This is a genomic window from Pseudomonas sp. MYb60, assembly GCF_002979555.1.
Lineage (GTDB): Bacteria > Pseudomonadota > Gammaproteobacteria > Pseudomonadales > Pseudomonadaceae > Aquipseudomonas.
Genome location: NZ_PCOZ01000008.1, coordinates 216515 through 230103, shown reverse-complemented (window position 1 = coordinate 230103; position 13589 = coordinate 216515). Strand labels below are relative to the sequence as shown.

The following is a 13589-nucleotide window of genomic DNA, read 5'->3' as shown; positions in this document are numbered from 1 at the left end:
AACCCTGATTGCGCAGGCAGGGCCGTCTGTCGCAGCGCCAGACGTGCGCAGCCACGGGGACTACGCTGTTTATTGGGGAGCAAGTCTTTCTTCAATGAGGTGAGGGGATGGTTGAATCGCAGCGAATCGCAACGAAACCGGATATCTACGAAGGACTGATCGACCGATTGGGTCGTGCATTGGACGCAGCAAGAACCGCAGGCCGATTGCGTGATGAACGGCCTGTCGAGTTGGAACTGCGCGGCTTGAGCCGTGCGGAGCTGGAACTGATCAAGGCTTACCTGGAACGCAATGGGCGCGATGCGCCTCCCTGGGTGGCAACCCCGCCAGCCAAGGGGCCTACGCATTCCGCCAAAGTGGTGTGGCTCAAGGACTTGTCGGCCGGTCGTGGCCCGGAAAAGCTCCGGTCCGCCCGCTACACGTAATTCACTCCCCCAAAGCAACACCATGTCACCGTAGAGATTGTCGTTAAACCCCGTTACACCTTAGGCTTCGGGCATCTTTGGAGATGCCCGATGCCTATTCGTTACTTCCTCAAACAACTACTCCTGCCCCCGGGCGTGTTCCTGCTGCTGCTGGCACTTGCCTGGTGGTTGCGTCGACGCCACCCGCGCCTGGCGAGTGGCTGCTTTGTGCTGGGGTTTGGCGGCATGTGGCTGATCAGCCTGCCCGCCGTGGTTGCAGGGGGCGCGCAGTTGTTGCAGACCGAGCCGCCACTGGCGCTTGAGGAGTGGGCGACCCTGGCCCAGCGTGCCGATGCCATCGTGGTACTGGGCTCGGGACGCGAGCGCGCAGACCCGGCCTGGGGCAGCGACCAGCCCACCGGCGTAGGCCTGGAACGCCAGCGATATGCGGCGCGGCTGGCCAAGGCTTCCGGGCTGCCGGTACTCACCAGTGGCGGCTTGCATTACGGCACACCGCCGAGTGAGGCCGAGCTGATGGCGGTGTCGATGCGGGAGGATTTCGGCGTCGCCGTTCGTTGGAAGGAGGAGGGCAGCCGGACCACTTGGGAAAACGCGCAGATGAGCGCCGCCATTCTGCTGCCCCAAGGCATCAAGCGTGTGGCAGTGGTGACCCAGGCCTGGCATATGCCGCGAGCCGTGTGGAGCTTTGAGCAGGCGGGCTTTGAGGTGGTGCCTGCGCCGGTGGGCTTCCTGGTGGCGGACAATGCCCGACCACTGGGCGGTTGGATGCCGGAGTTCAAGTCAGTGTGGCAGAGCGGACAATTGATCAATGAAGCGGTGGGGCAGGTGGGGTATCGACTATTTTATAAATAGCATCGCAGGGCAAATGTGAGAGGGGGCAAGGCCCCTCCCACATTTGGTTTTGTGTTGGTCTGTTAGACAGTCTTGGACATGCGGGATGCGAGCAGCGCCCAGCCAAACAACAGCACACACACGATAATCAACGGCCACGACCGCCACTGCAGATACGGCGTGAGGTTGTGCATCGGCACTACTTCACCGTAAAGAATGCCGCGTTCGAACTGTGGGATCTGCGCGGTGATCTGCCCAAACGGGTTGATCAAGCCAGTGACGCCATTGTTGGTGGCCCGAATCATCCAGCGGCCGGCCTCCAATGCACGCATCTGCGCCATTTGCAGGTGTTGCAGCGGGCCGATGGAGCGGCCGAACCAGGTGTCGTTGCTGATGGTCAGCAGCAAGTCGCTCTGGGCTGACAGGCCGGCGGCGAATTCCGGGTAGACCACTTCGTAGCAGATGAACGGCGCAATCTGGTAACCCTTGGCCTGGAGCATGGCCTGGTCGGCGGGGCCGCGGGCGAAATCGGACATGGGCAGGTCGAAGAAGGCGATCAGCCCGCGCAGCATGTCCTGCAGCGGCACGTACTCGCCGAAGGGTACGAGTTTTTGCTTGAGGTAGGTGCCGTCGCCTTCGCCCACCACGGTGATACCGTTGAAGTAGCGTTTCTGGTGGTGCACTTCCTGACGGATCGGCACGCCGGTGATCAGCGCGGTGTGCCGGTCGGCGGCGAACTTGCCCATCATGCCCAGGTAGCCTTCCACCGACTCCTTGAGCACCGGCACGGCGGTTTCCGGCCATACCAGCAAATCGACGCGCTTGGAGGTGAAACTCATGTCGCGGTACAGCGCCAACTGGGCGTTGAGCTGCTCCGGGTCCCACTTCATGCTTTGTTCGATATTGCCCTGGATGGCGGCCACGCTCAGTGGGTCGCCGGACGGTGCGGTCCAGGCATGCTGCTTGAGCGCCAGGCCGATGGCCCATGGCGCTACCAGCAGCACCAGGCCGGCGCCGATAAAGGCGTTGCGTTTGCCGGCCAGCAGGCGCGGTACGTTGCACAGCAGGGCGGCGGTGAGGGCCAGGGCAAAGGAAATCAGCCACATGCCGCCCAATGGCGCGAGGCCGGAAAGTGGGCCGTCGAGTTGGCTGTAGCCAGAGTACAGCCATGGGAAACCGGTGAGGAACCAGCCGCGAAACGCTTCCTGGCCCACCCACAGCGCGGCAAACGTCAGCGCATCCGCCAGTGGTGCCTCATTGCGCCGCAGCCAGCGCGCCCACAACCACGCCGGCAGGGCGAAGAACCAGGCGATGGCGGCGGTAAACAGCAGCATCAGGAAACCCGCCAGCAGCACCGAAGCGCCGCCGAAGTGGTGGATGCTGTAGTAGATCCAACTGGTGCCGGCGCCGAACAGGCCGAAACCGAAACACCAGCCACGGCCCAAGGCCTGGCGTGGTGTCAGCTCCCGCAGCCCGACATAGAACAATCCTACCGCCAGCAGCGCAAACGGCCACAGGTCGAACGGCGCCAACGCCAGGGTGGTGATGGCGCCGGCCACCACGGCCAGCAAATTACCGGGCCAGCCGGGGCGGGTTAGGCGCTGCATGTCATTCCTTAGCGAGCAATAGGGGTCAGGCGGATCAGGTGGATACGACGGCTGTCCGCATTCAGGATGCGGAAACGGTAGGCGCCAATCTCGGTGGTTTCGTTACGCTTGGGCAGGTGCCCGAACGCACTCATCACCAGGCCGCCGACGGTGTCGAATTCGTCGTCGGAGAACTCGCTGTCGAAGAACTCGTTGAAGTTCTCGATCGGCGTCAGGGCCTTGACCAGGAAGTCACCGCTTGGCAGCGGCTTGATGTAGCTGTCTTCTTCGACGTCGTGCTCGTCTTCGATGTCGCCGACGATCTGTTCCAGTACGTCTTCGATGGTCACCAGGCCCGCCACGCCGCCGTATTCGTCGATCACGATGGCCATGTGATTGTGGTTGGCGCGGAATTCACGCAGCAGCACGTTCAGGCGCTTGGATTCGGGCACGAAGGTGGCCGGACGCAGCAGGTCCTTGATGTTGAAACTGTCGCCGTTCTCTTTAAGGATCAGCGGCAGCAGGTCCTTGGCCAGCAGGACGCCCATGACGTCGTCATGGCTTTCACCGATGACCGGGTAGCGCGAATGCGCCGAGTCGATCACGGCCGGGAGGAATTCCCGTGGGGTCTGGGTCGCCTTGATGCTGATCATCTGCGAGCGCGGGACCATGATATCGCGCACTTGCAGGTCAGCCACCTGGATGGCGCCTTCGACGATGGCCAGCGCTTCGCTGTCCAGCAACTTGTTCTGATGGGCCTCGCGCAGCAGCTCCAGCAGCTCCTGGCGGTTTTTCGGCTCGTGGGCAAAAGCCTGGGTCAATTTACCCAGCCATGACTTCTGCCCGTTGCTCGATCGGTCTTCGCTCATAGCGATTACTCTGAATCCTTTGTTGTTACAGTTGAGTGTTTTTAAGCTTCGTCGTCGGCGTAGGGGTCCGGATGACCCAATTCTGCAAGCAACGTTTGTTCCAGTGTTTCCATTTCCTCGGCTTCGTCATCGTCTATATGGTCGTAACCCAAGAGATGCAAGCAGCCGTGGATGACTAGATGGGCCCAGTGGGCTTCTAGTTCCTTGCCTTGTTCCTTCGCCTCGCGCTCGACCACCTCGACGCAGATGACCAGGTCACCCAGCAACGGGATATCCAGCAGCTCGTCCGGTACGTCGGCGGGGAAGGACAGCACATTGGTCGCGTAGTCTTTCTGGCGCCAGGTGTGGTTCAGTTCACGGCCTTCGGCTTCGTCCACCAGACGAATGGTCAGTTCCGAGTCGGCGGTGCGCTGGCGCAGGGCCAGGGCACACCATTGGCGGAACTGTTCTTCACTGGGGGCGGGCGCTTCGGTGGCCAGTTGCAGGTCAAGCTCAAGCATCGCGGCGAACGTCCTTGGAGAGGCCATCGTCGCGGTGTTCGAAACGCTCGTAGGCTTCGACAATGCGCTGCACCAGCGGGTGGCGCACCACGTCCTTGGGCGAGAAGTGCGTGAAGCTGATCCCCGGCACATCCTTGAGCACTTCAATCACATGGCCCAAGCCCGACTTGGTGCCCTTGGGCAGGTCAACCTGGGTAATGTCGCCGGTGATAATGGCCGTGGAGCCGAACCCGATGCGGGTCAGGAACATCTTCATCTGCTCGACCGTCGTGTTCTGGCTCTCGTCGAGGATGATGAAACTGTTGCTCAAGGTGCGGCCGCGCATGTAGGCCAGCGGGGCGATCTCGATCACTTGGCGCTCGATCAGCTTGGCCACGTATTCAAAGCCAAGCATCTCGTACAGTGCGTCGTAGAGCGGGCGCAGGTACGGGTCGATCTTCTGTGCCAGGTCGCCGGGCAGGAAGCCGAGCTTTTCGCCCGCTTCGACTGCCGGGCGGACCAGCAGGATGCGGCGCACTTGCTCGCGCTCAAGGGCATCCACTGCACAGGCCACGGCCAGGTAGGTCTTGCCGGTACCGGCGGGGCCGATGCCAAAATTGATATCGTTACCGAGGATGGCCTTGACGTACTTCTGCTGATTCAAGCCCTTTGGACGAATCATGCCTTTTTTGGTGCGCAGGGCCACGCTGGCTTCGGCGACAGGGTTGTTGGCCAAGTCTTCCACAGCCGATTCCTGCAAATACAGGTGCACGGTTTCTGGCGTCAGCTCGCTACCCTTGGTTTCGCGGTAGAGACGGCGCAGCAGGTTTTCTGCAGATTTTGTGTGCGGGGCCTCACCAATGAGCTCGAACTGATTGCCGCGGTTGCGAATCTCGATGCCCAGGCGTTGTTCGATCAGGCGCAAGTGCTCGTCGAACTGTCCGCACAGGTTGGCGAAACGGGGAGCCTCAAACGGCTCGAGGATAAAACGATGGGGTTCTACGATGGGTGCGTTCAAGGTCGCTTTTAGCCGCCCTTTGGCTGTTTAAGTGAAATAGAGAATAACGCCAGTGGCCGGTGTGCGAAAGCACTTAAATGGGCTGGCATCACTCTCCAGACCAATGAAGAACCCCTGTGGGAGCTGGCTTGCCTGCGATAGGGCCGGCACATCCTGAATAGATGCTGGCTGTTACACCGCTATCGCAGGCAAGCCAGCCCCACCTGTTGATCTTCATTTGTCCACAGGGATCAGTTGATCAACGAGCCCCGTAGCGAGTGCGGTTGCGCCGCGTCGATGTGCACCTCGGCAAACTGGCCGATCAGCGTCGGATTATCGCAACGGAAGTTGACGATTCTGTTGTTCTCGGTACGGCCTTGCAGTTCGCCGGGGTCTTTCTTCGAATAGTCGGTGACCAGGATGCGCTGGATCGACCCGACCATTTGTCGGCTGATCTCAAAACCTTGCTGGTTCAGGCGGTGCTGCAGCGCATTGAGGCGCTCTTTTTTCAGCGCTTCCGGGGTTTCGTCCAGCAGGTCGGCCGCCGGGGTGCCGGGGCGCTGGCTGTAGACGAACGAGTATGAGAAGTCGAAACCGACGTCTTCGATCAACTTCATGGTCTGCTGGAAGTCTTTCTCGGTCTCGCCGGGGAAACCGACGATAAAGTCCGAGCTGATGCAGATACCCGGCACTGCCGCGCGCAGTTTGCGCAGCTTGGACTTGTACTCCAGGGCCGTGTGATTGCGCTTCATCGCCGCGAGGATGCGGTCCGAACCCGACTGCACCGGCAAGTGCAGGTGCTTGACCAGCTCCGGCACGTCGGCGTGGGCCTGGATCAGGCTGTCGGAGAACTCCAGCGGGTGCGAGGTGGTGTAGCGAATGCGCTCGATACCGTCCACGGCCGCGACCACGCGGATCAGCTCCGCCAAATCGGCCAGGCGGCCGTCGTCGGTCAAGCCGCGATAGCCGTTGACGTTCTGGCCCAGCAGGGTGACTTCACGCACGCCGTTTTCGGCCAGGTGAATGATTTCCGCCAGCACGTCGTCAAACGGCCGGCTGACTTCTTCGCCGCGGGTGTAGGGCACCACGCAGAAGGTGCAGTATTTGCTGCAACCTTCCATCACCGACACATAGGCGCTCGGACCGTCGATGCGCGGCTCGGGCAAGTGGTCGAATTTTTCGATTTCGGGGAACGACACGTCCACCTGTGGCAACTTGGTGATGCGCGCGGCGTCGATCATCTCCGGCAGGCGGTGCAGGGTCTGCGGGCCGAAGACCACGTCGACATAGGGCGCGCGATCGCGGATCGCCGCGCCTTCCTGGCTGGCCACGCAACCCCCGACGGCGATGACCATGTCCGGGTTGGCCAGTTTCAATTCGCGCCAGCGGCCCAGCTGGGAGTACACACGGTCCTGGGCCCGCTCGCGGATCGAGCAGGTATTGAGCAGGATCACGTCGGCATCTTCGGCGCGGGCGGTGACTTCCAGGGCCTGGTGTTCGCCCAGCAGGTCGACCATGCGCGAGCTGTCGTACTCGTTCATCTGGCAACCGTGGGTTTCGATGTAAAGCTTCTTGGCCATGGGAATCGTCAACTGGTGGTAAAGAACCGCGCATTATAGGGGGCATGCCCATTGGTTCCTAGCGTTGTGCATCGGGTGCCATGCTATAGTTCGCGCCCTCTTTTATATCCCCAATGTGTTATTCGCCCACCATGACCAAACGTGAAGCTCCAATCTACAAGGTGATTTTCCTCAACCAGGGCCAGGTGTTCGAGATGTACGCCAAGCAGATCTATCAAAGTGATCTGTGGGGGTTTCTGGAAGTCGAGGAATTCGTCTTTGGCGAGCGCACCCAATTGGTCGTCGATCCGGGCGAAGAGAAACTCAAGGCCCAGTTCGAAGGCGTGGTGCGCAGCTTTGTGCCCATGCATTCGATTGTGCGCATCGACGAAGTCGAGCGTCTGGGGACGCCGAAGATCAGCGAGGCGCGGGGCACCAGCAATGTGATGCCATTCCCGATGCCGATGCCTGAGAAGTAGGGCTTCAGACCGCGTCGCGTCCATCGCAGGCAAGCCAGCTCCGACACCTGTATGTATTCACACATCAGATTGTAGGAGCTGGCATGCCTGCGATAACGAAAGAAGGGTTTAGATAAATTCAGGGCAGGGGTGAAAACGGCGAGCGCCCATCGGCACTCTGCAATTCCTGCAGGTAATTGCGGAAGATCTGGCCCAGTACCTGGGTCGCCACTTCCAATTCATCCCGCTGCATGTGTTCGGCGACTTCGTCGGCCGTGTCCAGCGCATCCTCGGCACCGTTGACCGCCGCCATTTTCAGCACGATGTAGGCCTGGACGTTATTGGCCGGTACGCCTTCACCCTGGAAGAACATGGTGCCCAGTTTGAATTGGGCTTCAGCGTGGCCCTGCAACGAGGCTTTCTCGAAGTAGCTCAAGGCTTTGTTGAGGTCGCGGGCGGGGTTCTTGCTGTCGTGGAAGTACTCGCCCAACTCGTATTGCGCCTGCGCATCCCCGCCGTCCGCCTGTTTCTGGCACGCGCTCAAGGCTTCGGCCTGACTGTCTGGCTGGGTATTGAGGGTGCAACGACCCATCGCTGGGATTAACAACGAGTTGCCGCCTGCTTGTGCATGTGCCAGCAGCGGCTGAAGGAGCAACAGGCAGCCCAGAACCAGGGTGCGGCCGGTGCGTTTCATGGGAATCGACTTACCTCTGACGGGGCACGCGGACCCTCGTGGGATCCAATAAGCGCGCATTATGAAATAAGCAGGCCTCTGCTTACAAAGTCTTTACTCGTTTTTCTGCTGGTTGGGCAAGTTATCTGCCCGATTGCAGGTAAATTCTCGAAAAAAGTCGGAAATCTCTGTAGGCAAAGTAGCAAAACAGACACCGCGGCGGCAGTGTCTGTTTTTTGCGACCGATTATTTCAGCGCGGCGAAAGCACGCTCGGCAGCGTCCAGGGTCAGTTTCAACTCGGCCTCGCCATGGGCGATCGAGGTGAAGCCGGCTTCGAATGCACTGGGCGCCAGGTACACGCCGCCTTCCAGCATCAAGTGGAAGAAGCGCTTGAACAGATCGGCATCGCTGCCCATCACGTCATCGAACGTCACGATGTCGTCGGCGCCGCTGAAGTACAGGCCGAACATGCCGCCCGCTTGCGTGGTCACAAACGGGATGCCGGCCGCATCGGCGCGCTCTTGCAGACCGTCCAGCAGGCGTGTGGTGTAGTCGGTCAGCTCGGCGTGGAAACCCGGGCGGCTGATCAGGCGCAGGGTCGTGAGGCCGGCGGCCATGGCCAGCGGGTTGCCGGACAAGGTGCCGGCCTGGTACACCGGGCCCAGTGGCGCGATGTGCTGCATGATTGCGCGCTTGCCGCCGAAGCAGCCCACCGGCATGCCGCCACCGATGATCTTGCCGAAGGTGCTCAGGTCCGGCGTGACGCCGTAGTACGCCTGGGCGCCGCCCAGGGCGACACGGAAACCGGTCATCACTTCGTCGAAAATCAGCACCACGCCGTGTTTGTCGCACTGTTCGCGCAGGCCTTCGAGGAAGCCTGGCGCCGGCGGTACGCAGTTCATGTTGCCAGCTACCGGCTCGACGATGATGCAGGCCACGTCCTGGCCCACTTCATTGAGCATCTGCTCGACGGCGGCAATGTCGTTGAACGGCAGGGTCAGGGTGTGCTTGGCGAACGCCGCCGGTACACCGGCCGAGCTTGGCACGCCTTGGGTCAGCAGGCCGGACCCCGCCTTCACCAACAGGCTGTCGGAGTGGCCGTGGTAGCAGCCTTCGAACTTGATGATGCTGTCGCGGCCGGTGAAACCACGGGCCAGGCGAATCGCGCTCATGGTGGCTTCGGTGCCGGAGCTGACCATGCGCACCATTTCCATCGACGGCACGATGCTGCACACCAGGTCAGCCATCTCGGTTTCCATGGCGGTCGGTGCGCCGTAGGACAGGCCGTGTTCCAACTGCTTGCGCACTGCGTCCAGCACGTCCGGGTGGCTGTGGCCGAGGATCATCGGACCCCAGGAGCCGACGTAGTCCACGTAGCGTTTGTCATCTTCGTCGGTGACGTAGGCGCCTTCGGCATGCTTGAAGAACAACGGCGTGCCACCGACGCTCTTGAACGCACGCACGGGGGAGTTCACACCGCCGGGGATGTGTTTCTGGGCATTGGCAAACAGCGTTTCGGAACGGGACATGTTGGGGCTCTCTGAAATCAAATTTTAAGAAGGTCGTTGAAGGCGCGGGCGCGGCGCGTCACTTCTTGCGTGGTGTCGGCACCAAACAGGCCGTGGACCACGGCCAGCAGGTCGGCGCCGTGGGCCACCAGCGGCTCGGCGTTTTCCAGGGTCACGCCGCCGATCACGCAGATGGGCAGGTGCAGGCGCGTGCGCGCCTCGGCCAGCATCTCGAGCGTGGCCGCCGGTGCGCCAGGCTTGGTGGTGGAGTTGAAGAAGCGGCCGAAGGCGACGTAGCTCGCGCCCTCACGCGCGGCCTGCTCAGCCAGTTCGATCTGGCTGTGGCAGGTGGCGCCGATGATCGCCTTCGAACCGAGCAGCGCACGGGCCGGGGTCAGCGGGCCGTCGGTCTGGCCCAGGTGGACGCCGACGCCCAGGCGCGCAGCCAATTCGGCGTCGTCGTTGATGATCAACTGGGTGGTGTAGCGCGAGCACAGCTCCCGCAGTTTTTCGGCTTCACGCAGGCGCCGGGCGTCGTCGCTGCTTTTGTCGCGGTACTGCAACAGGGTTACGCCACCGTCCAGCGCCGCTTCGACATAGGCGAGGAATTTGCCGGCCAACAGTTGGCTGTCGGTGATGGCGTAAAGGCCACGTAGTTTCATCGGGCAGGCCTCTTGGTCTTAAGAGCAGAAATCCAGCGGCAACCGGCGCGGCACGAACTGGCCCTGGCCGAGTTGTTCAGCGTCACGCAGGGTGCGCCAAGTGTAGTTGAGGGCCGATTGCACGGCGCTCACCAAGGCTTCGCCCTGGGCAATCCGACCGGACAACGCACTCGCCAGCGTACAGCCCGAACCGTGATAGCTGCCGGGCAGGCGCTGACAGGTAAAGGTCTGGCGCGTGCCGTTGCGGCTGTAGAAACGGTTGTGCACTTCATGCTCGTCGCCATGGCCGCCGGTGATCAGCAGGTGCTTGATAAACGGCAGCAGTTTGTCGGCGCATTCGTCTGCGGTGCCTTCGGGCAACTCTGCGAGAATGCGTGCTTCAGGCAGGTTCGGCGTGGCGATCAGCGACAGCGGGAACAAGCGTTCACGCATCGCAAAGCCGACTTCGTCCTTGCCCAGGCTACCGCCGCCGCCGGCGCGCAGTACCGGGTCGCACACCACTGGCAGGTGCGGGTGCGCCTGCAGCAGTTCGACCACAGTGTCCACCATGGCGGTGGAGCCGAGCATGCCCAGCTTGACCGCCGCCACCTCGGAGTCGCCGAGTACGGCATTGGCCTGGGCCAGTACCCACTCGCGGTCGAGCACGCGGAAATCGCTGACGTTGACGGTGTTCTGCACGGTCAGGGCGGTGACGGCGGGGGCCGCATGACAGCCTTGGGCGAGCAGGGCTTCGATATCTGCCTGCAGGCCGGCGCCACCACTGGGGTCGTGGCCGGAGAGACAGAGGACAACAGGGCGTGAGCTGTAGATATTCATGGTGCGCGAGCTTACCACCAAACGCTTTTGGCGTGGCTGTTGGGCGCAGCCGGATTTTGCTCGGTGCTTGAAGGTTTCAGCATTCCAAAAGAGCGCGTGGAAATCGCTGAAAACCGCGTTCTAGAGCCTTTCAAAAAATTATTTCAATGGTGTCCAATGGCCTTTACCGGCTATGCTAAAGTGGATCCAAACCACTTATGTATTGCCGGTGTACGTCTTCTCAAAAGGAATGGGGGGCTTTTTGACATTAACCGGGCAGGCGACGCTGGGGCTTTATGCGCTATTTGCTGATTTTATTGTTGTGCGGGCTACCGATGTTCGCCAGCGCCATCGAGTTCGACCAGGACACCCGCAGCTTGCCGCTGGGCCGAGCCATGCAGGTGCTCGAAGACCCGACCGACGCCCTGACCATCGCCGATGTCAGCGCGCCTTCCGCCGCCGTGCAGTTCAAGCCCCACGACAAAGACACCCTCAATGCCGGCTATTCACGCTCGGTATTCTGGCTCAAGGTCAACTTGCAGTACCTGCCCAGCAATGCCCAGGCCCAACGCACCTGGTTGCTGGAACTGGCGTATCCGCCCCTCGATCACCTTGACCTGTACCTGCCTGACAGCGCCGGCGTCTATCGCCTGGCCGGGCGCACCGGGGACGCCCTGCCGTTTTCCGCGCGTGAGATCCGACAGAACAACTATCTTTTCAAGGTCGATTTCTCCCCAGGCGAGGCGAAGACCGTCTACCTGCGCCTGCAAAGCGAGGGCTCGATCCAGGCCCCGCTGACGTTATGGTCCAGCACCGAATACCTTGAGCAACAGCCGTTGCGCCTCTATGTATTGGGCCTGATTTATGGCGTGCTGCTGGGGATGCTGGTCTACAACCTGTTCATCTACCTCAGCGTGCGCGACACCAGTTACCTCTATTACATCTTTTATATCGCCTCGTTCGGCATGTACCAGTTGTCGGTCAACGGCGCGGCGGTGGAGTATTTCTGGCCGGACAACCCGTGGTGGGCGAATGCCGCGACGCCGTTCCTGATCGGTGCGGCGGCGTTGTTCGGCAGCCTGTTTGCGCGCAGCTTCCTGAACACCGCCGAGCACAGCCGCTGGATCAATCGCCTGTTGCTGGCGCTGGTGGCGTGCGGCGGCGTGGTGATGCTTCTGTCGCTGATGACCAGCTACGCCCTGGCGCTGCGTCTGGCCACCGGCCTGGCGCTGGTGTTTACCGTGACCATCTTCGTCGCCGCTATCAAGGCCTGGTACTGCGGCCAGCGGGTGGCCCGCTATTTCATCATTGCCTGGTCGGCGTTCCTGCTGGGTGGGGTGGTGAACACGCTGATGGTGCTGGGTTACCTGCCCAACGTGTTCCTGACCATGTACGCCAGCCAGATCGGCTCGGCGATTGAGGTGGCGCTGCTGTCCCTGGCCCTGGCTGACCGTATCAATGCCATGCGCGAGCAACAGGCGCAGATCCTGTTCGACGCCAGCCAGAAACTCGAAGTGCTCAACCAGCAGCTGGCCCGCAGTAACCGGCTCAAGGATGAATTCCTCGCCACGCTGACCCATGAATTGCGCACCCCCATGAACGGCGTCATCGGTTCCCTGGAACTGATGCAGACCGTGCCCCTGAATGCCGACCTGGCGCATTACCAGCAAACGGCCGCCGGTTCGGCGCGGGACATGATGCGCATGGTCAACGGCATCCTCACCCTCACCGAACTGCAGGCCGGGCGCCTGAGTGCCCAGCCCCAGGCGTTCAGCCTGCGCGGTACCCTGGACGTGCTGCGCCAACAGTTCAGCGCCAGCGCCCAGGCCAAGGGCCTGGCGTTTTCCATGGACGTCGCGCACGAGTTGCCGGACCGCGTGGTGGGGGATGTCGACAAGTTGCTCCAATGCCTGGATTGCCTGCTGGACAACGCGCTGAAGTTCACCCATGAAGGCTCGGTGCGCCTGCGGGTGATGGGCGTGTCACGCAGTGACGGTCGCCTGCACCTGAGTTTTATCGTCGATGACACCGGCATTGGCTTCGCTTTCCTGGACGAGGCCACGCTCTACCAGCGTTTCTTCCAGCTCGACGGCTCGACGACCCGTGAATACGGCGGCCTGGGCATCGGCTTGGCAATCTGCCGGCAGTTGATCGAGTTGCTGGGGGGGCACCTCACCCATCATTCCGAGCCGCGCAAAGGCAGCCGTTTCCAATTGGACGTTGATGTCACTCCGGCCTTGCCTGAGCCGAACCCGGGCAGCGATCGGCATCGCACGCCCCGAGACTGCACGGTGTTGCTGGTGGAAAACAGTGGCCAGTTGGTGGTGCGCGGCATGTTGCTCAAGCTCGGTTACCGGGTGAGAGCCGTCGACAGCGCACCGAACGCCTTGGCGGCGCTGCAGGGCGAGCATTTCGATGCGGTAGTGCTGGATATTCTGGAAGGCGGTTTCTCGTTGTGCTGTCAGATGCGTGCGCTGCCGGACTGCGGCGAATTGCCGGTGATCGCCTTGAGTGCGTCGATGCATGTCTCGGATCGCGAGCACTGCCACGGTATCGGCGTCACGGATCGACTGGCCAAGCCTGTGCGGTTCGAGGCCTTGCAGGCGGTGCTCGAACGCCGTTTGCTGTGTCCGCTTGAGGGTGAAAGCGCCGGACATTAGGCGGGTATGTCGCTTTTTTAAGCGGTGAGGCGGTGCTTAACTGAAAAAACCGGCCTCAATGGATGTGGGCCTTTTTTCTGGAGGCC

14 protein-coding genes are annotated in these 13589 nt (G+C 61.6%); 5 read left to right on the top strand and 9 right to left on the bottom strand.

From position 1 onward, the window contains the following. The first annotated feature begins 107 nt into the window (after positions 1–107). Together CQ041_RS16100 and CQ041_RS16095 are read left to right on the top strand one after the other, a co-directional pair. On the top strand, positions 108–425 hold the full coding sequence (locus CQ041_RS16100; protein ID WP_105523420.1) for a hypothetical protein: 318 nt from the start codon (positions 108–110) through the stop codon (positions 423–425). A gap of 90 nt (positions 426–515) precedes the next feature. Then, positions 516–1277 carry a YdcF family protein gene (locus CQ041_RS16095; protein ID WP_105523419.1) on the top strand — a complete coding sequence of 254 codons (762 nt, stop codon included), beginning with the start codon at positions 516–518 and terminating at the stop codon, positions 1275–1277. Positions 1278–1339: 62 nt separating this feature from the next. Here the strand turns inward: CQ041_RS16095 and lnt are convergent, their stop codons facing one another. From lnt to miaB, 5 genes are all read right to left on the bottom strand, one after another. Further along, the gene (gene lnt / locus CQ041_RS16090; protein ID WP_105523418.1) at positions 1340–2863 is read right to left on the bottom strand and encodes an apolipoprotein N-acyltransferase; all 1524 of its coding nucleotides are present in this window, start codon (positions 2861–2863) and stop codon (positions 1340–1342) included. A gap of 8 nt (positions 2864–2871) precedes the next feature. Next, entirely contained in the window at positions 2872–3711 is an 840-nt protein-coding gene (locus CQ041_RS16085; protein WP_005791724.1) for an HlyC/CorC family transporter, read from the bottom strand. Between the two features lie 41 nt (positions 3712–3752). Then, on the bottom strand, positions 3753–4211 hold the full coding sequence (ybeY, locus tag CQ041_RS16080; RefSeq protein ID WP_105523417.1) for an rRNA maturation RNase YbeY: 459 nt from the start codon (positions 4209–4211) through the stop codon (positions 3753–3755). Beyond that, positions 4204–5208: a PhoH family protein gene (locus CQ041_RS16075; RefSeq protein ID WP_105523416.1), complete on the bottom strand. Its 1005-nt coding sequence runs from the start codon at positions 5206–5208 to the stop codon at positions 4204–4206. Before CQ041_RS16075 ends, ybeY begins: the two co-directional genes overlap by 8 nt. 230 nt (positions 5209–5438) lie before the next feature. After that, on the bottom strand, positions 5439–6767 hold the full coding sequence (miaB, locus tag CQ041_RS16070; protein ID WP_105523415.1) for a tRNA (N6-isopentenyl adenosine(37)-C2)-methylthiotransferase MiaB: 1329 nt from the start codon (positions 6765–6767) through the stop codon (positions 5439–5441). Positions 6768–6898: 131 nt separating this feature from the next. On the opposite strand from miaB, the gene CQ041_RS16065 reads away from it, so the two are divergent. Further along, positions 6899–7225: a DUF1820 family protein gene (locus CQ041_RS16065; protein WP_003194436.1), complete on the top strand. Its 327-nt coding sequence runs from the start codon at positions 6899–6901 to the stop codon at positions 7223–7225. A gap of 118 nt (positions 7226–7343) precedes the next feature. Here CQ041_RS16065 and CQ041_RS16060 read toward each other — a convergent pair whose 3' ends face one another. The 4 genes from CQ041_RS16060 to CQ041_RS16045 form a co-directional block, all read right to left on the bottom strand. Then, positions 7344–7898 (bottom strand): tetratricopeptide repeat protein, encoded by a 555-nt coding sequence (locus tag CQ041_RS16060; RefSeq protein WP_105523414.1) that lies wholly within the window; start codon positions 7896–7898, stop codon positions 7344–7346. A gap of 225 nt (positions 7899–8123) precedes the next feature. Then, positions 8124–9407, bottom strand: a complete 1284-nt coding sequence (gene hemL / locus CQ041_RS16055; protein WP_105523413.1) for a glutamate-1-semialdehyde 2,1-aminomutase — start codon at positions 9405–9407, stop codon at positions 8124–8126. A 17-nt stretch (positions 9408–9424) separates the two neighbouring features. Beyond that, complete coding sequence (gene thiE / locus CQ041_RS16050) at positions 9425–10048, bottom strand: thiamine phosphate synthase (protein ID WP_105523412.1); 624 nt, start codon at positions 10046–10048, stop codon at positions 9425–9427. 18 nt (positions 10049–10066) lie between these two features. Further along, a complete protein-coding gene (locus CQ041_RS16045) occupies positions 10067–10864 on the bottom strand; it encodes a hydroxymethylpyrimidine/phosphomethylpyrimidine kinase (RefSeq protein ID WP_105523411.1) in 798 nt (265 codons plus the stop codon). Between the two features lie 63 nt (positions 10865–10927). Between CQ041_RS16045 and CQ041_RS26200 the strand changes: the two genes are divergently transcribed. After that, positions 10928–11155 (top strand): hypothetical protein, encoded by a 228-nt coding sequence (locus CQ041_RS26200; protein ID WP_146116068.1) that lies wholly within the window; start codon positions 10928–10930, stop codon positions 11153–11155. Next, on the top strand, positions 11140–13503 hold the full coding sequence (locus tag CQ041_RS16040; protein ID WP_105523410.1) for a hybrid sensor histidine kinase/response regulator: 2364 nt from the start codon (positions 11140–11142) through the stop codon (positions 13501–13503). Before CQ041_RS26200 ends, CQ041_RS16040 begins: the two co-directional genes overlap by 16 nt. Positions 13504–13589: the final 86 nt, after the last annotated feature.

Excerpts from the sequence above, each read along its gene's own strand:
- CQ041_RS16100 (WP_105523420.1), top strand. The coding sequence starts at position 108 with ATGGTTGAATCGCAGCGAATCGCAACGAAACCGGATATCTACGAAGGA.
- CQ041_RS16095 (WP_105523419.1), top strand. The coding sequence starts at position 516 with ATGCCTATTCGTTACTTCCTCAAACAACTACTCCTGCCCCCGGGCGTG.
- miaB (WP_105523415.1), bottom strand. The coding sequence starts at position 6,767 with ATGGCCAAGAAGCTTTACATCGAAACCCACGGTTGCCAGATGAACGAG.
- hemL (WP_105523413.1), bottom strand. The coding sequence starts at position 9,407 with ATGTCCCGTTCCGAAACGCTGTTTGCCAATGCCCAGAAACACATCCCC.
- CQ041_RS16045 (WP_105523411.1), bottom strand. The coding sequence starts at position 10,864 with ATGAATATCTACAGCTCACGCCCTGTTGTCCTCTGTCTCTCCGGCCAC.
- ybeY (WP_105523417.1), bottom strand. The coding sequence starts at position 4,211 with ATGCTTGAGCTTGACCTGCAACTGGCCACCGAAGCGCCCGCCCCCAGT.
- CQ041_RS16040 (WP_105523410.1), top strand. The coding sequence starts at position 11,140 with ATGCGCTATTTGCTGATTTTATTGTTGTGCGGGCTACCGATGTTCGCC.
- thiE (WP_105523412.1), bottom strand. The coding sequence starts at position 10,048 with ATGAAACTACGTGGCCTTTACGCCATCACCGACAGCCAACTGTTGGCC.
- CQ041_RS16065 (WP_003194436.1), top strand. The coding sequence starts at position 6,899 with ATGACCAAACGTGAAGCTCCAATCTACAAGGTGATTTTCCTCAACCAG.
- lnt (WP_105523418.1), bottom strand. The coding sequence starts at position 2,863 with ATGCAGCGCCTAACCCGCCCCGGCTGGCCCGGTAATTTGCTGGCCGTG.
- CQ041_RS16060 (WP_105523414.1), bottom strand. The coding sequence starts at position 7,898 with ATGAAACGCACCGGCCGCACCCTGGTTCTGGGCTGCCTGTTGCTCCTT.
- CQ041_RS16085 (WP_005791724.1), bottom strand. The coding sequence starts at position 3,711 with ATGAGCGAAGACCGATCGAGCAACGGGCAGAAGTCATGGCTGGGTAAA.